This is a genomic window from Pseudomonas sp. RT6P73 (assembly GCF_054897715.1).
Genome location: NZ_JBUBUV010000002.1, coordinates 3,273,435 through 3,299,353, shown reverse-complemented (window position 1 = coordinate 3,299,353; position 25,919 = coordinate 3,273,435). Strand labels below are relative to the sequence as shown.

The 25,919-nt window shown below is 59.1% G+C and carries 22 protein-coding genes and 2 pseudogenes; 10 read left to right on the top strand and 14 right to left on the bottom strand.

The features are described from left to right. Positions 1 to 66: 66 nt before the first annotated feature. A complete protein-coding gene (locus ACYZT6_RS15685) occupies positions 67 to 375 on the bottom strand; it encodes a DUF7693 family protein (protein WP_462027690.1) in 309 nt (102 codons plus the stop codon). A gap of 55 nt (positions 376 to 430) precedes the next feature. Continuing rightward, a complete protein-coding gene (locus ACYZT6_RS15680) occupies positions 431 to 1,018 on the bottom strand; it encodes a thioesterase family protein (RefSeq protein WP_462027689.1) in 588 nt (195 codons plus the stop codon). Positions 1,019 to 1,123: 105 nt separating this feature from the next. Between ACYZT6_RS15680 and ACYZT6_RS15675 the strand changes: the two genes are divergently transcribed. The 3 genes from ACYZT6_RS15675 (at position 1,124) to ACYZT6_RS15665 (ending at position 4,262) form a co-directional block, all read left to right on the top strand. Beyond that, positions 1,124 to 2,089 (top strand): GlxA family transcriptional regulator, encoded by a 966-nt coding sequence (locus ACYZT6_RS15675; RefSeq protein ID WP_462027688.1) that lies wholly within the window; start codon positions 1,124 to 1,126, stop codon positions 2,087 to 2,089. A gap of 38 nt (positions 2,090 to 2,127) precedes the next feature. Next, complete coding sequence (locus ACYZT6_RS15670) at positions 2,128 to 2,517, top strand: c-type cytochrome (protein ID WP_462027687.1); 390 nt, start codon at positions 2,128 to 2,130, stop codon at positions 2,515 to 2,517. Positions 2,518 to 3,053: 536 nt separating this feature from the next. Next, complete coding sequence (locus ACYZT6_RS15665) at positions 3,054 to 4,262, top strand: MFS transporter (protein WP_462027686.1); 1,209 nt, start codon at positions 3,054 to 3,056, stop codon at positions 4,260 to 4,262. 134 nt (positions 4,263 to 4,396) lie between these two features. Here ACYZT6_RS15665 and ACYZT6_RS15660 read toward each other — a convergent pair whose 3' ends face one another. Both ACYZT6_RS15660 and ACYZT6_RS15655 read right to left on the bottom strand, forming a co-directional pair. Beyond that, positions 4,397 to 5,053, bottom strand: a complete 657-nt coding sequence (locus tag ACYZT6_RS15660) for a hypothetical protein (protein ID WP_462027685.1) — start codon at positions 5,051 to 5,053, stop codon at positions 4,397 to 4,399. 33 nt (positions 5,054 to 5,086) lie between these two features. Further along, a complete protein-coding gene (locus ACYZT6_RS15655) occupies positions 5,087 to 5,605 on the bottom strand; it encodes a hypothetical protein (protein WP_462027684.1) in 519 nt (172 codons plus the stop codon). A 222-nt stretch (positions 5,606 to 5,827) separates the two neighbouring features. Here ACYZT6_RS15655 and ACYZT6_RS15650 point away from each other — a divergent pair, with 222 nt between their 5' ends. Beyond that, a complete protein-coding gene (locus ACYZT6_RS15650; protein ID WP_462027683.1) occupies positions 5,828 to 6,307 on the top strand; it encodes a VOC family protein in 480 nt (159 codons plus the stop codon). A gap of 26 nt (positions 6,308 to 6,333) precedes the next feature. Here ACYZT6_RS15650 and ACYZT6_RS15645 read toward each other — a convergent pair whose 3' ends face one another. The 8 genes from ACYZT6_RS15645 to ACYZT6_RS15610 all read right to left on the bottom strand — a co-directional run bounded on the left by ACYZT6_RS15645 (position 6,334) and on the right by ACYZT6_RS15610 (position 18,484). After that, a complete protein-coding gene (locus ACYZT6_RS15645; protein WP_462027682.1) occupies positions 6,334 to 7,227 on the bottom strand; it encodes an alpha-amylase family protein in 894 nt (297 codons plus the stop codon). Beyond that, positions 7,194 to 8,168 carry an alginate O-acetyltransferase AlgX-related protein gene (locus ACYZT6_RS15640; RefSeq protein WP_462027681.1) on the bottom strand — a complete coding sequence of 325 codons (975 nt, stop codon included), beginning with the start codon at positions 8,166 to 8,168 and terminating at the stop codon, positions 7,194 to 7,196. The genes ACYZT6_RS15645 and ACYZT6_RS15640 overlap by 34 nt, the downstream gene beginning before the upstream one ends. After that, positions 8,165 to 8,818: an alginate O-acetyltransferase AlgF gene (locus ACYZT6_RS15635; RefSeq protein ID WP_462027680.1), complete on the bottom strand. Its 654-nt coding sequence runs from the start codon at positions 8,816 to 8,818 to the stop codon at positions 8,165 to 8,167. The genes ACYZT6_RS15640 and ACYZT6_RS15635 overlap by 4 nt, the downstream gene beginning before the upstream one ends. Before the next feature lie 8 nt (positions 8,819 to 8,826). Beyond that, positions 8,827 to 11,370: an NfrA family protein gene (locus ACYZT6_RS15630; protein ID WP_462027679.1), complete on the bottom strand. Its 2,544-nt coding sequence runs from the start codon at positions 11,368 to 11,370 to the stop codon at positions 8,827 to 8,829. After that, positions 11,367 to 13,481 carry a glycosyl transferase family protein gene (locus tag ACYZT6_RS15625; protein ID WP_462027678.1) on the bottom strand — a complete coding sequence of 705 codons (2,115 nt, stop codon included), beginning with the start codon at positions 13,479 to 13,481 and terminating at the stop codon, positions 11,367 to 11,369. Before ACYZT6_RS15625 ends, ACYZT6_RS15630 begins: the two co-directional genes overlap by 4 nt. 12 nt (positions 13,482 to 13,493) lie before the next feature. After that, the gene (locus ACYZT6_RS15620) at positions 13,494 to 15,707 is read right to left on the bottom strand and encodes a hypothetical protein (protein ID WP_462027677.1); all 2,214 of its coding nucleotides are present in this window, start codon (positions 15,705 to 15,707) and stop codon (positions 13,494 to 13,496) included. A 41-nt stretch (positions 15,708 to 15,748) separates the two neighbouring features. After that, positions 15,749 to 16,987: a non-hydrolyzing UDP-N-acetylglucosamine 2-epimerase gene (gene wecB, locus ACYZT6_RS15615; RefSeq protein WP_462029962.1), complete on the bottom strand. Its 1,239-nt coding sequence runs from the start codon at positions 16,985 to 16,987 to the stop codon at positions 15,749 to 15,751. Between the two features lie 609 nt (positions 16,988 to 17,596). Next, positions 17,597 to 18,484 carry a LysR substrate-binding domain-containing protein gene (locus ACYZT6_RS15610; protein ID WP_462027676.1) on the bottom strand — a complete coding sequence of 296 codons (888 nt, stop codon included), beginning with the start codon at positions 18,482 to 18,484 and terminating at the stop codon, positions 17,597 to 17,599. A gap of 135 nt (positions 18,485 to 18,619) precedes the next feature. Here ACYZT6_RS15610 and ACYZT6_RS15605 point away from each other — a divergent pair, with 135 nt between their 5' ends. From ACYZT6_RS15605 to ACYZT6_RS15590, 4 genes and pseudogenes are all read left to right on the top strand, one after another. Continuing rightward, a complete protein-coding gene (locus tag ACYZT6_RS15605; protein WP_462027675.1) occupies positions 18,620 to 19,672 on the top strand; it encodes an agmatine deiminase family protein in 1,053 nt (350 codons plus the stop codon). 4 nt (positions 19,673 to 19,676) lie between these two features. Continuing rightward, positions 19,677 to 20,583: pseudogene (aguB, locus tag ACYZT6_RS15600) on the top strand (N-carbamoylputrescine amidase). A 1-nt stretch (position 20,584) separates the two neighbouring features. After that, a complete protein-coding gene (locus ACYZT6_RS15595) occupies positions 20,585 to 21,682 on the top strand; it encodes an extracellular solute-binding protein (RefSeq protein WP_462027674.1) in 1,098 nt (365 codons plus the stop codon). 23 nt (positions 21,683 to 21,705) lie between these two features. Further along, complete coding sequence (locus ACYZT6_RS15590) at positions 21,706 to 22,824, top strand: agmatine deiminase family protein (protein ID WP_462027673.1); 1,119 nt, start codon at positions 21,706 to 21,708, stop codon at positions 22,822 to 22,824. Positions 22,825 to 22,873: 49 nt separating this feature from the next. On the opposite strand, the pseudogene ACYZT6_RS15585 reads toward ACYZT6_RS15590, so the two are convergent. After that, positions 22,874 to 23,231: pseudogene (locus ACYZT6_RS15585) on the bottom strand (DUF6124 family protein). Positions 23,232 to 23,729: 498 nt separating this feature from the next. On the opposite strand from ACYZT6_RS15585, the gene ACYZT6_RS15580 reads away from it, so the two are divergent. Continuing rightward, on the top strand, positions 23,730 to 24,197 hold the full coding sequence (locus tag ACYZT6_RS15580; RefSeq protein ID WP_462027672.1) for an NUDIX hydrolase: 468 nt from the start codon (positions 23,730 to 23,732) through the stop codon (positions 24,195 to 24,197). Positions 24,198 to 24,374: 177 nt separating this feature from the next. On the opposite strand, the gene ACYZT6_RS15575 is transcribed toward ACYZT6_RS15580, so the two are convergent. Beyond that, positions 24,375 to 24,611, bottom strand: coding sequence for a hypothetical protein (locus tag ACYZT6_RS15575; protein ID WP_462027671.1), 237 nt, complete (start codon positions 24,609 to 24,611; stop codon positions 24,375 to 24,377). Positions 24,612 to 25,088: 477 nt separating this feature from the next. On the opposite strand from ACYZT6_RS15575, the gene ACYZT6_RS15570 reads away from it, so the two are divergent. Next, the gene (locus ACYZT6_RS15570; protein WP_462029961.1) at positions 25,089 to 25,913 is read left to right on the top strand and encodes an alpha/beta fold hydrolase; all 825 of its coding nucleotides are present in this window, start codon (positions 25,089 to 25,091) and stop codon (positions 25,911 to 25,913) included. Positions 25,914 to 25,919: the final 6 nt, after the last annotated feature.

Below are 25,919 nucleotides of genomic sequence, written 5' to 3'. Positions count from 1 at the left end.
CGCGCAACATTCGCCAGTGCGATGACGTGAAGCAGATGCAGCGTTACAAACCGGACTGGAAGGCAGTCAAGCCGCGGTTTTGAGATCCGTCAGCATCCGCTCAATCTGCGCCAACTCCCAGGTGCTGAGCAAACTCACCGGGTCGGTGCCGTAACGTTGCCAGCTACCGAGTTCACCCTCACGGCCGTCCGGGCTCTGGCAACGTTGGCAATGCAGCAGGCGAGGGCCGTCAACACCGAGGCTCAGGCGCCAGCCTTCGATATCGACGTGCACGTGGCCGGGCTCGGATTGTTCGGCGAGACGCTTTAGAGACCGAACTTCCATGGCGGCGTCGCGCAACTGCTGGTAAACCTCGCGGGCGGTCAGGGGGGGCACAGAGTTCTCCGGTGAAATCGCGGGGTGCACAGGATAGAGTCTGCGCTTGCCGCTGTCAGCGGATAACTGGCGCCTCAAACTTCCTCGACTGCCTGCGGGCGTCGGGCAAGCTGACCTTCCTCCTCTCAAGGCTCATGTCGTTGCAGCTTTGCGACCAGTCTGTCAGCCACTGCGGCATCGGTGGCGATTGCTCCGCCAATCCCAGTTCCCGGGCAAATTCGCCGGGTGCTACCGTGCTTTTGCCGGCGCGAAACAGGCCGCGCATCACGACGATGCCAACCACGCGTCCTTTGCTCACGAAGCGGTGTTCCATAAAGCTCCACTTATCGTCCCAGCCAAGCATCCGGGTGTGAATCTCGAAGGCTTCGAACAGCTTCAGCTCACGACGGAATTTGCCCCAGGTATCGCCAACGATCGGCACCGCCTTATTGCGCAAGGCCACGCGGAATGCGCCGCTGCGCAGTACGTAGTCCATGCGCCCCAGGTCGGCCAGGGTGAAATAACGGCCATTGGTCACGTGGCGGTTGAGGTCGAGGTCGAGCGGCCAGACGCGCAGACGGATGACGGTGGTCGCCAGGGCGTCGACCGGCTTGCGCCACGGACGACGAAACAGCATGAGGAACAGTCGAAACCAGAGATTCATAAGTACGCCGATGATTGAGTGACCGGTGCACTTTAGGGAGGAGGGATCAGGTAAGGTAGGTGCGCAAATGACTTTTTTCATGCGAAAAGCGCAACGGGATCATTGATGCACGTCACTCTTTTATTGGCGGACCAATGTTCCGCCGCCAGCGCCACCATGGCACTGGAAGTGCTTAGCGCCGCCAACCTGTTCGCAGACACGGCGGTTGCGCCTTTTGAAGTCGTCATCGCTTCCCTTGATGGCAATGATGTCGCCGCGAGGGGAGGGCAGACGCTGCGCGCGGACCTGTCCACCGACGAGGTCCCGCGAACCGATCTGGTGCTGATCCCAGGATTTCTCTTCACCCTGCGGGACGCCTTGCCGGCATTTTCGGCCTATGGGCCATGGCTGCGTCAACAGCACGCACAGGGTGCGGTTGTGGCTTCAATGTGTACGGCGGCGTTCATGCTGGCCGAAGCGGGGCTGCTGGATGGCGTTCGGGCAACCACGCATTGGGCCTTTGCGGACCTGTTTCGTCGTCGGTACGCCGAAGTCTGCCTGGAGGAGACGCAGATTCTCTGCGAGGACAATCGCGTGATCACCAGCGGTGGCGCGAGTGCTGCCATGGACCTTTTGCTGCACCTCGTGCGCCGGTTTGCTTCATTGGATCTGGCGCAGAAATGCGGCAAATACTTGCTCGTCGACACGGTGCGCAGCGAGCAATCGGTGTATGTCATGTGGTCTATGCCGAAGAGTCACGGGGATGGCGACATCCTGCGCTCGCAAAACTGGCTGGAGGCGCACTTCGATCAACCGCTGCTGATTGACGATGTCGCCCAGCACTTCGGGTTCGGCGTGCGCAACTTCAAAAGGCGCTTCAAGGAGGCCACCGGGTATACGCCGATCACCTACCTGCAAACCTTGCGTTTGGAGAAGGCCAAGCAGCTGCTTGAGTCCACGCGAATGACAATGGACAGCATCACGTACGCCGTGGGCTACGAAGATGGCAATTCATTCCGTAGACTTTTCCGCCAGCGGGTGGGTTTGCTGCCGGCGGCTTACCGGAAGAAATTTCAACCGGGTGCGAGTTGATTCACAAGCGATGAGCCACAGATGATTTGGAGCAGGACATGAAGAAAGCCGCAGCACTCACCCTGGCCTTGGTGCTCAATGCCGGGTTGTTCAGCGTGCAGGCACACGCGGCCGGCGATGCTGAAGCGGGCGCAACATTGTTCAAACGGATATGCGGCGGCTGCCATCAAGTCGGGGAGTCGGCGCGGGGTTCGTTCGGGCCGCAACTCAATGGCATTTTTGGACGCCCTTCAGGCAGCACTGAGGATTATCAATATTCCGACGCGATGAAATCAGCCGGCATCGTCTGGACCCGCGAAACTCTGACCGCGTACCTTGAAGATCCAAAGGAAGTGGTCCCTGGCACCCGCATGATTTTCTGGGGGCTCAGCGATCCGGAAAAGATCGAAAACCTGTTGGCGTACCTTCAGTCCTTTCAGCCGCAATAGGCTTCCCGACGTATCGGAGCAGGCGCCGAGTTTTGTTTATCGGGTAGCTCGCAGCTAGTTGACGCGCGTTCCGGGCGAGCGTCACTGGGCGTTCTCGACCGTTGTTGACTTCGATGTGTCATGGGTAGACTCTTGGTTTTGATGGTCCCCGGAGATGTAACTTGAGTTTACTGTTACTGGAAACAATCAATCTAATAGGATTTATGGACTCGCACTTGCATGATGTAGGTGTAATCAATCAATAGAAGTGATGTTGTTTACTTCTTGGAGGCAAGGATGCATGACCCAATAATTGTTCAATATTCAAATTATCTGTCTGATTCGTCCTCTATTCGAGAAATCGTCAATCGACCGCGTTCGCCAGAAGTGATGGTGACGCTCATCTACATGCAAGTGGGGCTGATGCAAGTTATATAACTGCCAGCTTGTGTGCTTGCTCAGATACACCATTCAGTCGCCGATATACCGCCCCCCCATTAGTCTGCATCGCATGCAGTGGGCAACTCATCAGCGTCGAATTATAAAAAGGAGAAATCATGGCTAATCCCTACCGCGAACTACTCACCACCCCGGGCGTCATGGGGTTGGTGATCGCGAGTTCCATTGCCCGTCTGCCACAGGCAATGATCGGCATCGGCATCATTACCATGTTGGTGCAGCAGACGGGTCTCTATTGGCTGGCGGGCTCGGTCGCCGGTACTTTTACCTTGGCGAATGCGCTTGTTGGCCCGCAAGTATCAAAACTGGTTGATCTGCGGGGGCAGCGTCGGGTTCTGCCTGTTGTGACTGCCTTCAGCATTGGCATGTTGCTGGCGCTGATAATCGCCGTCTATCTGAGGGCTCCGGGCCCACTGCTGTTTATTCTTGCGGCATTGGCGGGCACGATGCCCAGCATGCCCGCGATGATAAGAGCACGCTGGACGCAGCTTTTTCGTGGCAAGCCGCAATTGCACACGGCGTTTTCTCTGGACACTGTGCTAACCGAACTTGCTTTCATTATCGGCCCGCCACTTGCCATTGGTTTGAGCGTCAGCTTTTTCGCCGAAGCCGGGCCTCTTGTCGCCGTCTTGTTGCTGGTTGTCGGCGTGACAGCTTTTCTTATGCAGCGGCAGACAGAACCGAAAGTGATTGTGGGCATTAAAAGGAGCGCGAGCTCGACCCTGCTTATCCCCGGCGTTCGTACCATCGTGCTGGCGCTCTTGGCGATGGGCGTGATTGGCGGATCAATCGATGTGGCGGTTGTGGCTTTCGCCACCGCACAAGACTGGCCAGCGGCTGCCAGCTTCATCCTGGCAGCCTATGCGCTCGGTTCCATGATCGCGGGCCTGACGTTCGGGGCGCTAAGGGTTTCCTTGCCGATTGAAAAGCAGTTCTTTATCGGCGTACTGATAACGGCAGTCACAGCCGTGTTGCCCATATTCTCGACGGACGTCTACATCCTTTCGGGGATGCTGTTTGTGGCCGGTATGTCATTTGCGCCAACGATGGTCGTCGTCATGAATCTCGGTACCATCATTGTTCCGCCGTCCAGGATCACCGAAGGACTGACGTGGATGACGACAGGCATCAGCATCGGCGTAGCGCTCGGAGGCGTACTGGCGGGGCTGGTCATTGATGTCTATGGCGCGCAAGCAGGGTTCGGCGTCGCCATTGTCGCGGGGCTTGCCATGGTGGTGATCGTGCTTCTGGGGCTGCGTACACTTCGTGCCACGTCTGCGGTTGGTGCCGAGCCGAGCTTCCAGTAATCAGTGCTGATTGGGACTGATTTATTTTTGCGCACGAAAAAGCCCGGCTGGTCAGGCCGGGCTTTCATTGAATATTGCGTTGAGACTATTCATTTATGCCGGGTGGTCAGTAGTTAAGCCCGAGCGCATTATTCTTATTCCTTTGGCGGATAACTATAATCCCAGCGAAAAAAACCGTGCTCTTTGAAGTGAGAGTCGCGAAGTGACTCCTGTTTGCTTTTAATATAGTTTGGCGGTGGACATGTCACGTTGGACATCCAGTAACCCGGGAACCAATTTTCCATGCCGGGAAGGTTGTTGATCTCTTCATGGTAGGGGTTTAGTTCGGGAAGTGAAAAAAATACAAATTCACCAATGGATTCCTTCAACCATTCTTCTGGACTTTGCGTCTGCGAAAGAGGCGTGACGTGTAAAGGAGATTTTGCCAGTTCTACAAAATCTCGGGTTGTTGTCATAGACCAACCGCAAAACTCCAGATTCACCTCTGTGTCATACGCAATATCACTGAGTCGGCTAATTGTTTCTTCAGGTGGAGGTATAAATCTTTCAGGAAAGTGCTCTGTGTTTTTTTCAATACAAAAAAGAATATACGCAGCCACTAATGATCCAAGTCCGTGGATGACTATAGCCGGATGTTCGCCAGCCCCACCTCCGATAACCAGATTGTCGGGGGCACATGAGAAGTCATGTTCACCCCATCTTCCTGCTTTATTTAGTTCAAGAGGATGATATATCGGCAAGCCGTTGATGTAGCCGACTAGCTCATGTTTGATCGTGTCAATATAGCTCATGCATTCTCCCTCCGGGCCGGTGGTCTTTTGCTTCTATTTGACAAACGTGAGGCACGCAAAACGCGTCTTGATACGCAGCTGTTGAATGGGCTCAACGCTCTCTTGAACTCCGATTTTTTTGATTACCCCAATTCCGCAGTGATACTGATTGTTCGTGAAGATGGGCAGGATTCCCGGTTTGGATTCACTCCAGGAGCCCGACTTCAACGTGTATGTGGCTCCCTCTTGAGGCGTGAAGGAAAAAGGGATTTGGCACATAGTGCCCCCGACTACGTGCCGGTACGTCAACACCAGCTCTTTGTCCACGGCTACCGGCGCTTCGAAAAAATCGTTGGTGTAGGTCAATGGTGTGAAACCGGCGTAACAACCCGATTCGTTGAAGGTCATCGCATCCAGGCTGGTGCCACGTTCATATTTAAGTCGAACCGTTGCAGAAGGTTCATCCGGTCGGGGAAATAGATACTGCTTACCCTGAAAGAATGACGTACAACCGCTGAGTGCCACCGCTCCAGCCAGCAGCGCGCACCCGCCAAACTTGTCATTGCCGAACATCAACCGCTCCCCGTTACCTGCGGGCCCCTCTGAAATTTCAGGGCCCGGCCAATATTCAATACTGGCCTTATGGTACTAGATCTTCTAAAGGCCCAGTCAGCTTGTAAAGGGAGGCACAAAAGAACGGCTGTGCCCAAGCGGGTGGTGTGCGACGAGGCGACGTGGTCAGGCTGGTCCCTCAGCTAGAATGATTCATTCATTCCCCAATGCTGGAGAACAAGAATGGTCAGCAAAAACACGATTTGTCTCTGGTATGACGGCGCTGCGCTGGACGCCGCGACGTTCTACGCCAAGACGTTTCCCGACAGCGCGGTGGGAACCATCCTTCGCGCGCCTGGTGACTATCCGGCGGGCAAGCAGGGCGATGTGTTGACGGTCGAGTTCAGGGTGATGGGCATTCCTTGTCTCGGCCTGAACGGAGGATCGGGGGTCAAGCACAACCAGGCTTTCTCGTTCCAGGTGGCGACCGACGACCAGGCCGAAACGGACCGCTTGTGGAGCGCGATTATCGGAAACGGCGGCGTGGAAAACGTCTGCGGCTGGTGCCAGGACAAATGGGGACTGTCGTGGCAGATCACGCCACGCGTGCTGACGGACGCCATCAACAATCCTGATCAAGCGGCGGCCAAGCGCGCGTTCGACGCCATGATGACAATGGGAAAAATCGACGTCGCGGCGATCGAAGCGGCTGTTAAGGGTTAACCCGACCTGAGGCCTAGTGATCGCCGTTATCGCGCCAGTTGCTCCACCAGCTCAGGCGTCACGTAGTGCGGTCCGTCGAACAGGTAGAGCGGATAACCCTCATAGGCCGCTAATTGCGGTTTCAGCTCGGCGGCGGTTGCGGAGCGGAATCCGCCACCGAAGTTGGGACGGAAGGCCTCGACGATGATTCGCACCCGGTCCTTGCCCAGACGCTGGCGCAAGGCGTCGGCGTAGGTTCTGGCGACCGGTGCGGTGCGGGCGTAGACCCCGACGCCATCCTGGAAGAACACGCCAATGTCATTTGGCAGCCACTGTTTGAGCCATTCGGCCGTAGCGACGGGGCCGATATTGGCGCCGTCATACACGCTGATCCATAGCGGTCGCGGTAACTTGGCCAGCAGGGCGGGCAGTTCTTTGGCGCGGGTCCAGCTGGGGTCGACTTCGGCGGGGAAATACCAGCCGGTGACGTGCAAGGGTGTCGGCAATTTGGCGATGCGTTCCGAGACAGCGGCCAGTTGCTCGATGTTGTCCCGTGAACGGTTCTCACTGAAATAGCCGGCCAGTCCGAGGATGACGTCTTGCGCCCAGGGGGCCTTGGCGATGCGTGCCCAATCGGGCAGGACCGGTACGCTGGGCAGGCCGGTACCGGGCATGAATGCCTGATCGTCGACGACGGTCCATTGCACCAGCAGCTCACGAGCGCCGAGTTTTTCCCAGTGGCCGTTGATGCCCACGGTCTTGTTGTCCGGCTGCCAGACGATGCCGACGATGTCCGGGGCCGAGGCCTTTTTGTTCGTCATGTAGAGCGTGCCGGTCCCGGTCCCGAGGATGACGGCAAACAACAGACCCGCAACGGTCGCGCGACTGGCGGTGTAGCCAAGAATATTCACGGAAGTGCCTTGTTGATGCGCTGATGCCATTGGCTCAGCGAGGTGACGCCTTTGGCGTTCCAGTTGGCTGCCGCATCAGGGCCGAGGTGGAATTGACCCTCATTGAATTGCCAGACGATCACTTGCGGTTTGTGTTGGGCAAAATCCGCCGACTCCAGGTATTGCAGCAGCGTAGCCCACGGGCCGACGTCGCCGGGGTTCCAGGTCAGTGCGACAGGACGGTCCAGGGCATTGGAAAGCTTCTGGGTAAAACCCAGGTAAGGCTGGACAAAACTGTTGCCGATCACCTGAACCGGTGCCGGTGCGTCATCGATCAGCAAGTCGTTCTCTGCCTGATGGCGAACGGTGTAGATGTCGCGACCAATCGCCTTGCGCTTGATCGCCGGCAGGAAATTGCTCGCCAGATCACCGAACGCGCGTCGGTCGAACCACCGGCCCAGCGCCGCGCCACCGCCGGGTTCGCCTTGCAGACGGTAACGCTCGGTGATCAGTTGCGCTGTGGCGTCGGCGGTGTTTTCCGCGCTCCAGGCCGTCCAGTGGTAGTCGGCGCGGTAAAACGCGGTCTGTTTGCCGTGTTCGGTCCGTTGCAGGACAGGCTTGATGTTCAGCGTGGTCAGGCCTGCCTGCGTCAGTTCGCTTTGCAAGTGGTCGTAACGCTGCATCACGGCCGGACTCAAGGGCTGATCGGCGGGGAGGCGTGCGGCATAAAAAGGCGCTTTCATTGGCACCACCAACACGACCAATCCGATGTGTTCCCGTGCAAGGTGCTGCTGGAGTTTCTTGACCAGCGCAATGTTGCGGGTCGCCCCTGTGCTGTCGACCTTGTTCAGGCTTTCCCAGGCCGGGAATAGCCAGCCACCTTCGCCGGTAATCACCGCCGAGGCCGCTTGAGCGTGGGTGCCGGACAGGCTCAATAGCAAGCCGGCGATCATGGCAGGCACCGGCAAGCGAGATTTCAATTGAAGGGTCATGGCGCGGTCTGGTCGACAAGGCCAATCAGGCGTGGAGCTTGCCGGGAGCCCACCAGGAACAGGCTATAACGATCGCCGGCCTTGAAGGGCGCCAGCTTGAACGGCAGGCTGATGTTCTGCTCGCAACTGGCAACCAGCGTCGCCTGCACCGGGTTGATCGTGCGCTGGGCTTGTCCGTTGAACGGCACCTGATTGAATACCGGGGCACTGTTCGCCAGTTTGACTCCGGCCTTTTCGCAACCGTTGGCCAGGTTGTAGACGTTGAGTTCGGCGCGCAGGTCTTTGCCGCGCAGCGGTGGGTCGATGACCAGGCGTGGCGCTCGTGCCGGGTCGCTGTCGAGAATCAGCGTGACCCACGCACTTTTCGGCGCACTCAGGCCCTTGATCTCGCGACCGTTGACGGTCAGCTGTAGCGGCTGTCGCGAGTCCACGACCTGGAACGGACTGGCCACCGTGGCTTGGGCGGAAAGGGCGAAACTCGCGCCTTGACCGACCTGGACCTGCATGGCGGTGTCGGAGGGATTGACCACCCGCACCCAGGCCGAACCCTCGGGCAGTTTTTGCGCGTACAGCTGGGCAATTTCAGGGGCGGCATTTGCCCACATCGGGCTCAGGCCAAGTCCCAGCCACAAACAGAATCGAATGTTCATGCAAATCCTCAATAGGAATAAGTCAGGCGACCGAAGACACCTTGAGCGCGATCATCGCCCAGTACCTTGACGCGGTACTGCAGGGAGAAGTCGACATAGGAGCGGGGCGCGTTGTATGCATCCTCGCGGAACCAGTACCGGACGTTGTTACCGACACCGATGCCTCCAGCCTTGCCGGACGATGAGTCCGACTTGCCGTCGGAGTCGGTCCCGCTGTTCATCTTCGAGTCGTAATCGAACGCGGCCACCACATGGGGGAACGTCACCCAGCGCGAGCCTGCGCCACCGATTGCGTAGCTGCGGCCGACTTGCCATTCGCTGTTGAAATAGTCGCGCGAGTCGTTGACGTAATGACCGGCTTCAGCGAACAACTGCGAGGTCCACCAGCTGGAGGCGTCGACCCGCAGATCGGTCCCGACGCTTGCGCCGTAGCCCAAACGCAGCAGCCAGTCACCGTCGACGTCCGACGATCCCAAGGGGAACGTGCGCTCGACGGCGGCCATCACGTTCAGCGATGTGAACGGTTTGACCCGTACACCCACGGCGCCTTGCAGCGCATCGAAACCGGTATCCGAATCGCTGTTCTTGCTCCACAGCGTGTCGGTGACGCGTCCGTAGAGTTCGACAAATCGTGCGTTGCGATAACCCAAAGGGCGCCACGACAGTTCGGTGCTGTTTTGCAGGCTGTCATTGCTGTTACTGCCGCTGCTCGGGGCTGAGCTCAAACCACTGCTGGAACTGTTGCCGCGATAACTGGTGGTGTTGGTCAAGCCCCAGGTGCGCGACACATCGGCCACCGCGCGACGGGTGTCGAACAGTTGCTGCGCAGGCATGTCCAGTTCACCGGCGTTGTTTGCGTCGATGACGCGCTTGAAGTAGCTGACGGCTTGCTCGTCGTCGTTGACCCGCATCGCGTTATAGGCTGCATCCTGCGTGGCTGTCGGCGTGAGTCCGGTGTCGGCATCGGCCTTGCGGAACGATGCGTGGGCACCGTCATCGTCGCCGGACTGGACCGACAAGTAAGCGATTTGCAGGTCGCTCATCGATTCCAGTTCGCCGGTGTCCCGCGCTTGTTGCAGCCGTTCGCGCGCGGTGCGGCGCTGGCCGATGGCGGCATACAGACTGGCCTCTTCGTAAGCGGGCAAGCTGCCAAGTGCCAGGGCTTGAGTAAAGTCCTTGCGCGCCCCGGCATCGTCACCCGCTTGCTGGCGAAGGCGACCACGCTGGGCCAGCAATCGCGCGTCATCGCCAGTGATTTTCAGACCTTCGCTGGCCGCCGCGATGGCTTCTGGCACACGTTTCTGATCACTCAGGGCGCTGACTAACAATCGTCGGTACGCCGGATTCTGCGGCGCACGGGCAATGGCTTCGTTCGCCAGGACGACCGCCGAGGCGGGGTCCTTGCTGGCGAGGGCCGCGTAGGCTTGGCCGGCCTTGTCGGTTCCGCCGTCGCGCTGGTTGCCCGGCCAGATATCACAGACCAGGCCGAAGGCCGTTTCCTGACAGTTCAACGCCGGAGCCGGGAACTGGGCGATAGCGTTCAGGCCATTGTTTTTCTGTCGCAGCGCCATTCGGGCGGCGGTACGTCGGCGGGCCACTTCGCCGCCTTCGTCGTCGGCCAATGGTTGCAGCTGATCGAGCGCCTGCCCAGGCTCGCCATGGGCCAGCGCGGCGTCGGCAGCGAAGAAACGAATGTCGCGGGTTTCCGTTTCCAGCAGGCCATCGATGGCCAAGGCGTGCTTCAGATCAGCCTGGGCTGCCGCTGTTTTGCCCTGACGATCAAGGGCATAGCTGCGCAGAATCCACGGTGCGATTTCCCCATCGTCCTGGGCCAATGCACCGGACGCGGCCAGCTCGGCCCCTCGGTAATCCTTGGAAGCGAGCAGGGCGCTGATCAGCAGTTGCTGATTGGCGCCGATTTCCGGCGCCCAGGCGACCGCTTTCCTGGCCTGATCCACGGCTAACGGCAGTTGGCCTTGCTCCAGGGCGCGATAACCCTCGACCGCCAACGGTGCAGCCAGTTGGCGACGAATCGCTTCGCGACGCATCAGCAACGTATCGTCGTCCGGGAACACGGCCAATGCCAAGGTGGTGGCCTGATCTGCTTCCTGCAAATGCTGTTGGCGTTGTAACGACTCGATCAGCAGCAGTCGATAATCCATGCGCTTGGGCGCCTGAGCGATGGCTTTACGTGCCGAAAGGGCCGAAGCGCCGAAGTCATCGCGATCATAGGCCTTGAAGGCCTGGGCCGCGGCGCCGAAGCCTGGGGCGTGACGTGACGGCGCGTAGCGCTTGGGATGATCACGCAGGTCCTTGTCACGCTGAGCCAGCACGATCAGCGTGTTCAATCGGGTAATGTCGGCGCGCTGACGCAACGCTTCGCGAGCCTTGGCGATGGCCAGGTCGTAGTCTTTGCGCTCGTAGGCACTGTACGCCTCGTTGGCGGTGACATAGGCCGGGCCGGTCAACGGCAATGGCAGTGTTTCGGCATGAGCCAGCGTCGGTATCAGGCTCAGCCCCGTGGCCATGAGGGTCAGCAAGGGGCGATTCATGCCGGAAGCTCCGCAGGGTAGTGGCTGTGCTGGCGTGCCACGGCCTTTTCGATGGTGGCGCGGGGCAGCACGCCGCTGTCGACCAGATAGTCGCCGATGCGCCCGTGACGCTGCGGGCGGTACTGCAACATGGTGCGGTTGAACACGTCGCGATCCAGCAGGCCCATTTCAATCAACAGATCACCCAGCAGTGGTGCGCGGGCGTCCGGCACCGCTTGGCCATCGCGCACGTTCAGTAGACGCAACTGCGCGACGATTTCGCTTTCCCGGGCAATCAGCTGCACCGGTTCGCTGCCCAGAACCTCGCTGACTTGTTGCAAGCCTTCGGCCGGCAACGGGCTGGCGACGGCAAGTTGTGCTCGGCCGTCGGCATTCAAGCCAACCGGCACCACGCGCCAGCGCAGCGCGAATTCATCGCCCAGGTTGAGGGTCGACGCCTGCGCCTTGTGGGCCACATCGAACACTCGCGGCAGGTCGTTCTGGAAAGCGATAGCTTCAGCCAGCGTCTCATCGTCCAGCCAGCCGTTGCTGAGCAAGATCCGCCCTAATGGCATGTGCCGGGTTTTCTGTTCGGCGAGGGCACTTTGCAGGTCGGTTTCGTTGATCGCCTGCCAGGACAGCAACACGCTGCCCAGCTTGCGCGGCGCGGCAGCAACCAGGTCGGTGGATGGGAAGTCGTGCATGGTCTTGTCCCACACCAGTTTGCGGTTCATGACCTTGCCGACCAGGAACATACGCCACGCCCGTGACGCGGCCATGAAGTTGACGAAGTTGCCCACGACCATGCGCGGGATGGACAGCAAACCATGCTGCCAGCCGTACAGCACGGTGGTGAAATAGCAGCGGTGCGCAATGCGCCACGCCAGCGCAATACCGTTGGCCAGCAACAAGTATTTGATGAAGCCATTGGTTTCGAACGGCGTCGGGAAACTCACGTCCCACAAACCGCTCTGGCGCAGGACGATCAGGCCCAGCAGCTGCACCAGAATCACGTAGGCGATGATGCTGACGAACGCCGTGACCACGCCTTTGCGGTCACGAAACAGCAGATAGCGGTTGGCCAGCGAACCGTTCCAGCCCATTTGCTCCCAGCCTTGCAGGCCAATGCCCAGTGTCCAGCGGGCTTTCTGGCGAAACGCCGTGCGGAAGGTGTCGGGAAAGAATTCACGTACGCACAACGGCATCCGCAGGGTCGATTCGTAAGGCTTGCGAAACCAGGATTTACGCAGCACGCGAAACTGCACCGGGAAACGCACGAAGATCGCGTTCATGCCAACCTTCGCCAAACGCGCACCGACGTCGTAGTCCTCGGTGAGGCTGTCGGTGTTGAAGGGCTGGTTCTGGGTTTCCCCGGCCAGCACGCGCAGGGCACGGTGGGAGAAACAGGTGCCGACCCCGGCAGACGGTACCGTGTCGGTCATGCTTTCACGCACCACCAGATCCTTGCCATGCCATTCGGCGAATTCGTCCATGTAGGTGCCGGCCACCCATTCGTACCAGTTGCGCTCCAGCGACACCACGGGCAACTGGATCATGTCCTTGCGGGGCAGCAAGTAGTTGAACAGGCGCAATTCCATCGGGTGCAGCACGTCTTCGCTGTCGTGCAATACGACGCCGGCGAAGGTCATGCCGTGGGTTTTCTCGTGCAGGAAGATCGCCTGGATGACCCAGTTCAGACAGTCGGCCTTGCAGGTCGGCCCGGCATGCGGGACTTCCACGCGATGCAGCTGCTTGTAGCGCCGACGCATGCGTTCGACTTCATCGATGGTGCGCTGGTCATTGATGTAGGTGCCGACGAAGACCACGTAGTTCTGGTAATCCAGGGTCGACACCATGTTTTCGATCATCGGCGCGATGACGTCGTATTCCAGCCAGGCCGGGACCATGATTGCCAGCGGCTGCTCATCCCTGGCCATCAGCTGCTCGGCGGTCAGCGGCCGGTATTTTCGATCCGCGGTGAACTTGCGAAACAGGCGGCGAGACCAGTACCACAGGTCAATGAACAGATCGTCCAGGCTGGAGATCAGGATCAGTATCGCGACCACGATGGTCGAGATCTCCAGAAAGCTGTAGTAGTGGGCCAGCCAATAGGGCCAATAAAGCGACGTCATCGGAAGGTTCCGTTACTGGCGATTGCGACGGGCGTTACGGCCAGCCAGCAACAGGATGAGAACCAACAGGATGCCACCCGGAATCAGCCACAACAGCGACGGCGTACGCCAGGCGTCCAGGCCCTTGGGTTCTTCGTTGTCGATCAATTGGCTGCCGTTTGGGTCCTGGGTGTCGAAGGTGGTCAGGGCACCGTTGTCACCGAGGATGGCCACGTCACCGCGAGTCAGCAGAATCTGTTTGGCGAAGCGTGGTGCGTCACTGCCCAGGGCGCGATAGACCAGGCCGTGCTGGCCGCCGGCATCCACCACTTGCAACGTGGCCAGGTGGTTGAGCGGATGCACGTCAAGCAACACCTGATCCTTGTGATTGATGCGCAGGCGACCCTGCTCATCGACCTGCACCGACTCCTTGCTGTCCTTGATCGGCAGCTCGAAGGCGAGGAAAGCCTTGTCCAGCGTGACCGAGGCATTCGGGTCTGTGACGACCTTCAATTGCGCCCGCAGCGGCGAGACACCGGCGGCATCGGCGACCGAAATCACCTGCGGCAGGCTGCTCGCCGGATGCTCGAGGTAGGCCCGTGGCACCAGGAGTTGCGTGTCCACGGCAAAGCGCGCGGCCATGCCGGAGAAGTCATCACCCAGCGCGGTTTTTTCCAGCACGATGTGGCTGGTCGGCAGCACCGACACCGGGAAGGCTTGTGGCGTTTCCAGGCAACGATCACTCACTGGCTGGCGCTGGAAAGACACGCGCAACACGTTGGTCGCACCCACGGCATAACGCGGGATGCGCGCTTCGATGCGTTGCTTTTCACCGTTGGCCACGAGCTGCTGCGCACCAATCAGGTAATCATTGAGAAACAGCGAGGCCACTGGCGCGGTGTCCGAAGCGCCGGGTGCGGCAGACACATCAACCACAGCCTTCACCGGCAAGCGACCGTCGTACGCCACGCTGCCCAGAGGGAATGAAGTGCTCCAGTCGGATTTGGCCAGCACGTCGATAGCGCCGGGGTTGCCGCCCAGGCGCGACAGGGCCACACGGCCGTCGGTGCTCAAGGGCAACTGGGCTTCGCTGACCGTCAGTTGGCGACTGCGTGCCAATGTGTTCCAGGCGGTACTGAACAAGGCCAGCGCCTTGCCGGTGGCATGCGGCGCGATCATCAGCACCGGGCGCGTGCCCACCAAGGCCAGGCGCACATTGTCTGTGCCTTCGGCGGCAAGGCCTGCATTGATATGGCGTTCACGCCATTGCGTGAAGGCGTTGGCTGCCGTGGCGTCGAGGCTTTGAATCTGGCTTTGCAGCGCATCGAGGGATTCATTGACCGCCTTGAGCAGCTGCGGGTCGTTGACCGCCAAGTCCGCCTGGACATTCGGCGTCTGGCCCAACATCAGCAATGCGCCGATCTCCGCCGGGTTCGCCAGGGTATGCGGACCTTGGCCGTTGAGGCTGGCGAACGCGGGAATCCCTTGCAGTTCGGCCGGGATGCGCAGGCCGTTCAGGTCGACGCTGTCTTGAATGGCGGGGAAGGGCAGGATCTGGCTGTGCTTGCCAATCCGCTCCAGTGCTACACCCAGACGCCACGCCGAATCGTAGCTTTCGGCCGCCAAGGTACCCGGTGCGACCATGATCCTCGGTTTGCCAGGCAATGCCGTCCAAGCAGCACCGACGTCCCGCAACTGGCTGGCGTCGTAGCTGTAAGTGAGGCGGGTGTCCGGTTCGATACGCAGGACATTGCCGATGGCGCGTTCGTCTTCGCACAGCACACGGGACACGATCGATGACCAGGCAATGCCCAGGCGAACCGAGCCATTGTCCCGCGCTTTCTTGTCCACGCCCAGCGTGGCGCTGGCGTCGCCTTGGGCTTCGCTGAGCCCTTGGGCGCGCACCGGATAACCGTCCAGCGACAGCAGCAACGTGTTGCGGCCACCTTCGCCATTGAGGTAACTGGCGTCGAAATTCAATGTCGCATCCGTCAGCGGCACGCCCGCCGGCACCGGCAGATACAGTTCGCGGCGGGCATCGGTGGAGCCGAGGATGATCGGTGCGTCGATCCCCAGATCGCTCAAGCGCACCTCACGCTCTTGTCGGGTGTCGGCGTTGAGTCGGTTGATCGCCTGGGTGAGCGGGCTGTCCGCGGCCAAGGCGAAGGTCGGCATGAGCGCGAGCAGGCTCACGCCACAGGCAAGGGCGCTGAGCGCACCCGTTTGGATGGCTACGGAAGACTTCATTCAGGTAGATCTCGAGCTGATAAGGAGAGGAGCGGTCTGGTTTATCGAGAGGTAAAAGCCGGGTAGTTTTTCTCGGGCACAGGCAGCGCTGACGGGTAGTGCAGAAACTTGGGCAAGGGCTGACCGGTCACGATGAAATCATCCACTGGGCGGCCCATCAGGGCATCGACGATGCGCGCACTGGCCTTGCCGTCGCCGTAAGGGTTGGCCGCCTGGGAGCAACGACGCCACAGCAGGTCGTCATCGAACAGCGCGTTGACGCCAGCGATGATCGATCCCGGCGAGGTGCCAACCAGGCGCACAGTGCCCGCCGCAACCGCTTCCGGGCGTTCGGTCACATCACGCATGACCAGCACCGGTTTGCCCAGGGACGGCGCTTCTTCCTGCACGCCACCGGAATCGGTGAGGATCACATGGGCGCGTTGCATCAGGCGCACGAAGGCCAGGTAATCCAGCGGCTGGATCAGGTGCACGTTGGGCAGGCCGCCCAATTGCTCGGTGACCGGGCCCATGACATTGGGGTTCAAGTGCACCGGGTAGACGATCTGGATATCCGTGCGCCGAGCCAGTTCGCTCAAGGCCTTGCAGATGTCCAGAAAGCCTTCGCCGAAATTTTCCCGACGATGCCCGGTCACCAAAAGGACCTTGCGACCGGCCTGCAGGAACGAGAACTGCCGGTCCAGGCTTGCACGCAGGTCAGCGTCCTGCTCAATGCGCCGTGCGGTCATCTGCAACGCATCGATCACCGTATTGCCGGTCACGAAGGTGCGCCCTTGCAGGCGTTCGTCGAGCAGGTTCTGGCGCGACTCGTGGGTCGGCGCAAACAGCATGTCCGCACCGAGGTCGATGCAGCGACGGTTCATTTCTTCTGGCCACGGGCTGTAGATATCACCGGTTCGCAGCCCGGCTTCCACATGGCCGACAGGGATGCGGCGATGGAACGCCGCCATCGCGGCGACCATGGCCGAGGTGGTGTCGCCATGCACCAGCACCCGGTCCGGGCAGGTCATTTCCAGCACCGGGTCAATTGCCCCGTAAAGCGCCGCCGTCAGCGAGTTCAGCGTTTGGTGCGGCGTCATCACATCAAGGGTGTAATCGGCCTTGAGGTCGAACAGATCCAGCACCTGTTTGAGCATGCTTTGATGTTGGCCGGTGATGCATATCTGCGAATGAATGCCAGGTTCCGCAGCGAGGGCTTTGACCAGAGGCGCCATCTTGATGGCTTCTGGACGGGTACCGAAAATCGAAAGGATCTTAATCCTTGAATGCTGGCGAGCGATGATGTCTTCCTTGCGCAGTTTTAGTGCGCAGCACACTACAGGCCCAAGTTTTATTGAGACTTGAGCAAGTGGGTGTTATTTGGATTTGATTAATGCCGGGGGATCAGCGTGGGCGCTGATGTTCACTTCGTGTGAGAGGGTGGATCGCCTGTTAAACCCGGAAGCGGCCGGATTATTAGCATCGAAGAGAGATGTTTTAAAGCGTTATATGAGATTTTTTATTTAATAAATAAGTTTGAAACTTTTATAAATGTGGTCTGTCTTTTTCTGGTTTTGTACTTTTTCCCCAGTGTATTACTTGATTGTTGTTCGCATCTTAAGCTGTTGTTTTATATTGGATTTATTGTAATTTGTCCGTTCGTCAGTGTCTTTGAATTATTGAATGGTTACAGCAGTCGCGATGGGCGGTATTAATATCGTGATCATCTGGATGTCAGTCACTTAAATGACGCCTGAATAATGCCACCATACACTGAATAATCTTTTTGAACTAATAAGGTTTCTTGCAAAAGCTCTGTCGCGCATGAGTAGAGGGTGGAGTGTTTTATTGTGGGTAGTGAACTTCGCCAACTACTGGCTGCGGGTACTGGCCAATTGTCTCGCACCGATTCATGTCGCAAGCGTTGACGTCGTCTGGCTGGCTGCGTCCAGGTTATTGAGCAACCATTCGACAAAGCTTCGCGCCAATGGATTGTTCTCGCTGTCACGGTGGGTCAGCAAAGCCCAGTTCGGACCGCGAATAGTGTCCTCCACCAAGGGTTGCAACAGTCCGCGGTCCCGCGCCGGCCGACTCAGCAATTGGCTGACCAGCGCAATGCCGAGGCCCGCGCAGGCCGCGTCCAGCAGCAGGCCGGGATCGGAGAAATTCAACCCCTGATCCTTCTGGCCGACATCGATGCCAGCCTCCACGGCCCAATGATTCCAATCCATTTCCCGCTCGCCGTGCAGGGTGGTGCGCTGCTCGACGGGCACTGCCAACAGGTCCGGGTGACAGGCCGGATAGAGGCGGTCGGCGTGCAGCACCTTGAAGCTGCACTCGGCCTGGGAGCTGATGTCATCGCGCACCGCGAGGTCGATGGTCTGGGTGGCCATGTCCGGGACTTCATCGGTGCTGAAAATCCACAGATCGACCTCCGGATGCTGCCGGCGAAAATCTCCCAGGCGTGGCAGCAGCCAGTGCCGGGCGAATGTCGGCGTGGTGTTCAGCACCAGTTGGTTGGGCTTCTGGTATTGCCCGAGGCGACGGATGCCGACCGCCAGTTGCTGCAATAACGCCTGGGTCGTGCTGAGCAAATCATGCCCGGCATCGGTCAGGCTGACGCTGCGCCCACTGCGAAAAAACAACGGCTGCTCAAGGTACGCCTCAAGCGTGCGGATCTGTTGGCTGATGGCCGACTGGGTCAGGTGCAACTCATCGGCAGCCTTGTGAAAACTGCCCAGGCGGGCGGCCGCTTCAAAGCCGCGAAGGGTGCTGAGCGGAGGCCAGTGCTTAAGCATATCGATAAGTTCCTCTAATCACTTTTCTACAAAATTCGTCGTTTGTTAGCCCGTTTTTACGGCCGTAGCATGCATGCATAGACCGCCAAGGCAGTTTTCATTGAACACAATGGCTTAACTAAAGGGCTTTTTATCATGCAGCAGAACGATTTTCAAAACAGTGGCTGGTGGATGCCGGCAGAGTGGGTCAAGCACGCCGCGACCTGGATGGTCTGGCCGCACAATCAGGCGCTCTGGGAGTCGGGTTGGGGCGTCACCTTGCCGCTGGTGCAAGAGGATTTCGCCCGGGTGGCCAACGCCATTGCCCGGTTCGAACCGGTGAAAATGGTGGTCGACCCGTCAGCTGTCGCGAGTGCCAAAGCGCTGTGTGGGCCCAACATCGAACTGATCCCGTTGTCGGTCAACGACAGTTGGTGCCGGGACTCCGGCCCGACCTTCGTCTGTCATCCGCAATACGGCCTGGGCGGGGTGAGCTGGCGCTTCAATGCCTGGGGTGGCAAGTCGCTGCATAATCTCGACGAAAGCCTGGCGCGCCGCGCACTCAATCGCCTCGGCGTGCCGTGTTTCGGCACCCCACTGAGTAACGAAGGCGGCGCGATTCATGTCGACGGCGAGGGCACGCTGATCACCACCGAGTCGGTGTTACTCAACCTCAATCGCAACCCGGGCATGACCAAGGCCGAAATCGAGGAGATTTTCACGCGTCTGCTGGGCGTGAAAAAAACCATCTGGCTGCCGGGCGATCCGGACTACGTGACGGGCGACATGACCGATGGCCACGTCGATGGCGTGTGTGCATTCGCTCGCCCTGGCGTGTTGCTGGTGGACGCCACCCACGACAAGAACTCTGTGTACGCCGAGGTTGCACGGGAAAACCGTCGCGTGCTGGAACTGGCCACCGATGCCCAAGGGCGCAAGTTCGAGCTGATCGAGCTCTATGAAGCCACCGACGCCGTGGACACCGAAGCCGAAGTGTTCTGTGCCTCGTACACCAATTTCTACATCGCCAACAACGCGATCATCATGCCGGCCTATGGCATCGACGCCGACAACGCAGCGGCCGAAGTATTGGCTCAGGCGTTCCCGGGGCGCGAGGTGGTGCCGGTGCGGATCAATCACTTGGCCCATGGCGGTGGCGGGGTGCATTGCATCACCCAGCAGCAGCCGGCCTGGCCAGTGCAGGAGTGATGCCATGACCCTGTTGACGATTGCCACCACCCAGATGCCTTGCACCTGGGACTTGCCGCACAACCTCGATCAGGCCGAGCAATGGGTCCGTGAGGCGGCGGCGAAGGGCGCCCAGGTCATTCTGTTGCAGGAGCTGTTCCACGCCGTATTTCTGCATCGAACAAAGCCATAAGCATTTGGAGTTGGCCGAAGAGTATCGGGACAGCCATGTGCTCAAGCGCTTTGCTGCATTGGCTAAAGAGTTGGGCGTGGTGCTGCCGCTGAGCTGGTTCGAAAAGGCCGGCAATGCTTACTTCAACTCCCTGAGCGTGGCCGATGCCGACGGGCGCTTGCTGGGGGTGTATCGCAAGACCCACATCCCCAACGCCATCGGTTACCAGGAGAAGGAATACTTCAGCCCCGGCGACACCGGTTTTCGTGTCTGGGACACGGCGTTCGGGCGCATCGGCGTGGGGATCTGCTGGGATCAGTGGTTCCCTGAAACGGCTCGTTGCCTGGCATTGATGGGCGCCGAAGTCTTGTTGTTTCCCACCGCCATCGGCTCTGAACCGGGCTGCGCAACGCTGGACTCCCGTGACCACTGGCAGATGACCATGCGTGGCCATGCCGCCGCCAACATCTTGCCGGTGATAGCGGCCAATCGCGTCGGCCGGGAAGTGGCGACCACCGATCCGGACTTGCAGATGAGCTTTTACGGCTCGTCGTTTATCTGCAACCACAAGGGCAAGTTGCTCGCCGAGGCCGACCGCGACACCAGCGGCGTGCTGGTCCACAGCCTGGACCTCGCAGCCATCCGCGAAGAGCGCCTGAGCTGGGGCATCTACCGCGACCGTCGCCCGGACATGTACGGGGCGTTGTTGAGTCAGGACGGTCGGCACCTTCATGCACGCTGGAACACTCAAGGAGTCTGACATGAGCATTCCCCACAAGCTGTTGCTCGGCGCCTTGGGATTGGCAATCGCTTCGTCGTCGCTGCATGCCGAAGAGAAAACCCTGAGGCTCTACAACTGGGCCGATTACTTCGCCGAAGACACGTTGGCCAAATTCACTGCCGAAACCGGGATCAAGGTGATCTACGACGTCATGGATGGCAGCGAAACGCTGGAAGCCAAGATGCTCGCAGGCAACAGCGGTTATGACCTGATTTTCCCCGGCGACACCGTCGCCGAACGCTTGATGCGCGCCGGCAGCCTGCTGCCGCTGGACCGCTCAAAACTCACCGCTGTGGATGACATCGAACCCGGCTTGCAGAAGCTGCGCAGGCGGTATGAAACGTCGAGCAAGGCCACCGTCCCCTGCACGTGGGGCACCATCGGCGTGACCTACAATGATCAGCAGATCAAACAGCGTTCACCGGACGCCCCGGTCAACAGCCTCGACATGCTGTTCAAACCGGAACTGGCTGCGAAATTTGCCGACTGCGGCATCTCGATGATCGACTCGCCGGACGAAGTGCTGGCGGTGGTGCTCAATTACCTGGGCCGCGAGCCACGCAGTGCCAAGCCTGAAGACCTGGCCGCAGCGAGTGAGTTGCTGATGAAACTGCGACCGTACATTCGCAAGTTCCAGTCGCAACCGGTGACCGATCTGGTGAACGGCAACCTGTGCCTGTCTCTCGGCTACAGCGGCGACATGACCCAGGCGCAACGGACGTCGGACAGCGCCGGCAAGCACACCAGGTTCGAGTACCGCGTTCCCCGCGAAGGCACCACGGTGTGGATGGACACCATGGCGATTCCAGTGGACGCCAAACACCCGGAGTACGCCTACGCGTTCATCAATTTCGTCATGCGCCCGCAGAACATGGCCGCCATCAGCAACTTCACCGGTTACCCCACCTCCAACGCCAAGGCCCGGCCGGACGTCGATGCGACGATGCGCAACAACCCGGACATCTACCTCGATGACGCCACCTATGCGCGGCTGATTCCGGGCAAGGACATTCCACAATCCGACATGCGCGCGCGGATGCGCACCTGGACCAAGTTCAAGACGGCCACCGCAAAATGAGTGCTTCACACAAGGATCCACACATGCGGACGCGTCGGGATTTCATCAAACAAGTGTCGGTCATTGCCGGTCTCGGCGCCGCTGCCTCCATCGGTTTCAGCCTTACGCCAGTGCACGCGGCGACCCAAGGTCGCTGGCGCATGCCGGATGAGGGCGACCGACACGAGCGGGCCTTCATCGCGTTCGGCGCACAGAAAGTTATCTGGGAGGATTTCACGCCCCATGTGCAAACGGCCATTGGCCTGATCGCCCGCACCATCGCCCGCCATGAACCGGTCACCGTGTTCTGCCGTCAGCGTGAACGGAGCCTGGCCGAACAACAGTGCGGCACCACCAACATCACCTACGTCACCACTGAACTCGACGACATCTGGATGCGCGACATCGGCGCCAATTTCGTCATCGACGGCGAAGGCGGGCTCGGCGCGGTGGATTTCAACTTCAACGGCTGGGGCAACAAGCAGCAGCATGACAAGGATGCGCAACTGGCCGCTTTGGTGGCCGACACTGCGGATGCCCGTTACCTGCGCAGCGAACTGGTGGGCGAGGGCGGTGGCATCGAAGTGGATGGCCACGGTACAGGAATCATGACCGAAAGCAGCTGGATCAATCGCAACCGCAACCCCGACTGGACCAAGGCTGAGGTCGAGCAGGAACTGAAAGAGCGTTTGGGTTTACGCAAAATCATCTGGCTGCCGGGCATCAAAGGCAAGGACATCACCGATGCTCATGTCGATTTTTACGCGCGTTTCGTCAAGCCCGGCGTTGTAGTCGCCAACCTCGACAACGACCCCGATTCATACGACCGGAAAGTGACATTGGCGCATCTGGAGATCCTCAAAAACGCCACCGATGCCGACGGCCGAAAGCTGCAAGTGCATACCCTGTCGCCGCCGCTCAATCCACGCAAGAGCCAGTTCAACCGCGACAACCCGGACTTTGCTGCGGGTTATATCAATTACTTTCTGGTGAATGGCGCGGTCATTGCGCCTGAGTTTGGTGATCGTTCAGCGGATGCGAAAGCGTTTGAATTGTTGTCGCAGCTGTACCCGGACCGAGAGGTGGTGCAGTTGAATATCGACGCCATTGCGGCGGGAGGCGGGGGGATTCACTGTGTGACCAGTCATCAGCCGGTGGCTTGATCGGGAGTGAAGCGAAGGCGCAATACCTTCGCCTCACGGCCTTCCGTGATTAAGCGGGTGGAACGTGGTTGTCGAGCATTCGATTCACCGCCAGTTCCCCGAGCATGATGACCTGCTGAAGCGCCAGCAAGGTGTTGCGGTGGGAGCCCTCCATCAGCCCTGCAATGTCGCTGGCCATGACACTGGCCGACGCCATGGACTCACACGCTTGCACCAGCAAAGTTTCGTCATCGACATCCGGGGCAATCATGTAAATGGTGCTGGGTTTGCGTGGTGTTTTCATGAGCGCCGCCGGATTGAGGTAGAAATTGAGCGCGCTCGGCGGCTTCGTGCAGTTTTTTTGAATCTAGGGTTTCGTAGGGGGAGGCCGGATCTGTGTCCGGTGGGTTGGGAGTAATCTTGAACATAGGTTGCTTTCTCTCTTAGTGAGGCCGCAACCATCTCGCTACTAAACGAGAGGGTGGCAGCTGTGCGCGAGTTAGTAGACCGGATAAGCAACAAAAAACCGGCGCGCCCGAGGGCGCCAAGCGCACAGCCACCATGGAGTGCAGGCGGATACCTGACTGAATGGAACTTGTGCAACCGTTGTCACTTAATCCGGGCTACTAAACCCGACCACTGATGTGCAGTGGCAAGGAAACAATAGAGGCGAGGGGGCAAAGCGCACAAGCCAGCGGATTCTGGCGGAACCGTAGGCAACGGCGCAAGGATTTGTAGCCTTTGGGAAGTAACGCGGAGTGTCGTTAAACAGCGACGTTAAACGTGTAAGCGCTCGCTTTCAACGTCTGGACGCTACCGATCTTCAGGGGCTGATATCGACCCAAAGCGGACATCTGAATATCTGGCCGCTTGCGCAAAGGATAAGGTCGTAAGATGTGTGCTTCATTGCCGATAAGGAAATCGCCATGTCACCGAACAAGGCTTGCCCCGTCATCCTCTCCAGTATTCCTGGCGCACACATCCTTCTGTTCCGCCATCCAATAGCAGGCGTACAACTGGTCAAAGGGACAATCGAGAAAGGTGAAACTCCAGCTCAGACCGCTCTGCGTGAATTAAGGGAAGAATCAGGCATAGAAGCCGCCTCGGTTGTCAGCGATATGGGGTGCTGGAACGCCGGGCATCTCGACCAGATATGGTCATTTCAGCTGTGTTTCACGGAGGCACCTTTGCCGGCGCAATGGACCCATCACGCGCTCGATGACCATGGCCATACCTTCAGTTTTTTTTGGGCTCCGCTCGATGATTTGCCGTTTGCCGACTGTCATCCGGTCTTCCGTCGAGCATTACGGTACCTGACGGCCACGCTGACAGTGCAAGGTTATGTATTGGCTCATGATCAAAGCACAAACATATCATCCGAAGCTCCGACTTGATTTTCGCAAGCGGCTTTCGAGCGGCTGTTTCTGGCTGAAGCGGTCGTGAGTCGTAGAAAGGATGTGCTATCAAGCTGTAGACCCCAACCAAGCCTGAAATCTTACGGCTATTGATAACTATCGAAGGCAACACAGCCTGAGGAAGCTAGGGCGTAAAGCCCTAGCAGATAACAGATGTCACTTTTTCTTTTTCGCCGGCTTTTCTGCCTTCTCTGATTTCTTAGCCTTTTCTGGCTTGCTATCAGCTTTTTTTGCAGATTTCTTTGGTTCGGCATCTTTTTTCTTGTCTTTCTTGTCGGAAGATTTCGAAAGAGCCGAGGCCGCAGCTGATTTCTTTGCCGGTGATGACTTCTTGTCTTTCAATTCCTTGCTGGCTTTCGAAGCGTCACCTTTGCTTTTCTCGTCTTTAGCCACGTTGACCACCTCTCGGAGTATGCCGGTATTGGCACAATTGCCTGTGCGATTCGCCACAAGCTGATCATTAGGCGAGCGCGTCCAAAAGCGGTTCAAATTATTTTGATGCGTCGAGATACGCTTTGGGACGTCGGGGAGGCAGATGGGCGGCCATGGTCGGCCATTTGCCCGCCGTTTTCGTCGTCTATGCTGATTACCGGGACCGATCTGGCACGGAGGCTGCCTTTCACTGTTCAGGACCAGTGAGGTGCGGCGATGCAGCTCAACTGCTCGCAATTCGATGAATTCGAAGAGGCTTTGTACGGCGTGCAGGGGCGCTATGTCTTGCGCACGCGGCAGCAACGCGACTGGCAACTCAACGTGGTCGACTTGAACGGCGTGGCATTGATGAGTGGGCGCGAAGGCGCTGGTACGGTGTACACGGGCGTCGGTCTGCCCGCTTCCACACAGAAAACCTCCAAGGGAGTGCACAAAACCATGAGTACCTTCACCACCGAAGAAGGCGTAGACATCTATTACAAGGATTGGGGCAAAGGTCCGGTTGTTGTCTTCAGCCATGGCTGGCCACTGAACGCCGATAGCTGGGAATCGCAGATGTTTCACCTGGCCTCCAACGGCTGTCGCTGCATTGCCCACGACCGGCGCGGTCATGGCCGCTCCAGCCAACCCTGGGACGGCAACGACATGGACCACTACGCGGATGACCTGGCGCAATTGCTCGACCACCTTGATGTGAAGGACGCGACCCTGTTCGGTTTCTCCACGGGCGGCGGCGAGGTGGCGAGGTACGTCGGGCGTCACGGGACCCAGCGGGTCAAAAAGGTCGGACTGATTTCAGCGGTGCCGCCGTTGATGGTCAAAACCGAGGCCAACCCTGGAGGGTTGCCCGTCTCCGTATTCGACGGCATTCGCGCCGGTTTTGTTGCCGACCGCTCGAAGCTGTTCATCGATATCCCGAGCGGGCCGTTCTTCGGCTACAACCGTCCCGGCGCGACGCCGTCGCAAGGGGTCATCAACGCGTGGTGGATGCAAGGGATGCTCGGCGGCCACAAGAATACCTATGACAGCATCAAGGCATTTTCCGAAACCGACTTCACCGAGGATCTGAAGAAGTTCGACGTGCCGACGCTGATCATTCACGGAGACGACGATCAGATTGTCCCCATCGACGCGGCGGGACGTGCCTCGGCGAAACTGATCAAGAACAGCAAGCTGATCGTCTATGAAGGTGCGCCCCATGGCATTACCGATACCCATAAGGAGCGGCTGAATGCTGACCTTTTGGCCTTCGTAAAGTCCTGAGCGCAC

Coding starts and splice junctions, on each gene's coding strand:
- ACYZT6_RS15590 (WP_462027673.1), top strand. CDS start 21,706: ATGCGGACGCGTCGGGATTTCATCAAACAAGTGTCGGTCATTGCCGGT.
- ACYZT6_RS15670 (WP_462027687.1), top strand. CDS start 2,128: ATGAAGAAAGCCGCAGCACTCACCCTGGCCTTGGTGCTCAATGCCGGG.
- ACYZT6_RS15675 (WP_462027688.1), top strand. CDS start 1,124: ATGCACGTCACTCTTTTATTGGCGGACCAATGTTCCGCCGCCAGCGCC.
- ACYZT6_RS15660 (WP_462027685.1), bottom strand. CDS start 5,053: ATGAGCTATATTGACACGATCAAACATGAGCTAGTCGGCTACATCAAC.
- ACYZT6_RS15635 (WP_462027680.1), bottom strand. CDS start 8,818: ATGAACATTCGATTCTGTTTGTGGCTGGGACTTGGCCTGAGCCCGATG.
- ACYZT6_RS15580 (WP_462027672.1), top strand. CDS start 23,730: ATGTCACCGAACAAGGCTTGCCCCGTCATCCTCTCCAGTATTCCTGGC.
- ACYZT6_RS15680 (WP_462027689.1), bottom strand. CDS start 1,018: ATGAATCTCTGGTTTCGACTGTTCCTCATGCTGTTTCGTCGTCCGTGG.
- ACYZT6_RS15610 (WP_462027676.1), bottom strand. CDS start 18,484: ATGCTTAAGCACTGGCCTCCGCTCAGCACCCTTCGCGGCTTTGAAGCG.
- ACYZT6_RS15665 (WP_462027686.1), top strand. CDS start 3,054: ATGGCTAATCCCTACCGCGAACTACTCACCACCCCGGGCGTCATGGGG.
- ACYZT6_RS15655 (WP_462027684.1), bottom strand. CDS start 5,605: ATGTTCGGCAATGACAAGTTTGGCGGGTGCGCGCTGCTGGCTGGAGCG.
- ACYZT6_RS15620 (WP_462027677.1), bottom strand. CDS start 15,707: ATGAAGTCTTCCGTAGCCATCCAAACGGGTGCGCTCAGCGCCCTTGCC.
- ACYZT6_RS15625 (WP_462027678.1), bottom strand. CDS start 13,481: ATGACGTCGCTTTATTGGCCCTATTGGCTGGCCCACTACTACAGCTTT.
- ACYZT6_RS15640 (WP_462027681.1), bottom strand. CDS start 8,168: ATGACCCTTCAATTGAAATCTCGCTTGCCGGTGCCTGCCATGATCGCC.
- ACYZT6_RS15605 (WP_462027675.1), top strand. CDS start 18,620: ATGCAGCAGAACGATTTTCAAAACAGTGGCTGGTGGATGCCGGCAGAG.
- ACYZT6_RS15570 (WP_462029961.1), top strand. CDS start 25,089: ATGAGTACCTTCACCACCGAAGAAGGCGTAGACATCTATTACAAGGAT.
- ACYZT6_RS15645 (WP_462027682.1), bottom strand. CDS start 7,227: ATGGCATCAGCGCATCAACAAGGCACTTCCGTGAATATTCTTGGCTAC.
- ACYZT6_RS15630 (WP_462027679.1), bottom strand. CDS start 11,370: ATGAATCGCCCCTTGCTGACCCTCATGGCCACGGGGCTGAGCCTGATA.
- ACYZT6_RS15595 (WP_462027674.1), top strand. CDS start 20,585: ATGAGCATTCCCCACAAGCTGTTGCTCGGCGCCTTGGGATTGGCAATC.
- ACYZT6_RS15650 (WP_462027683.1), top strand. CDS start 5,828: ATGGTCAGCAAAAACACGATTTGTCTCTGGTATGACGGCGCTGCGCTG.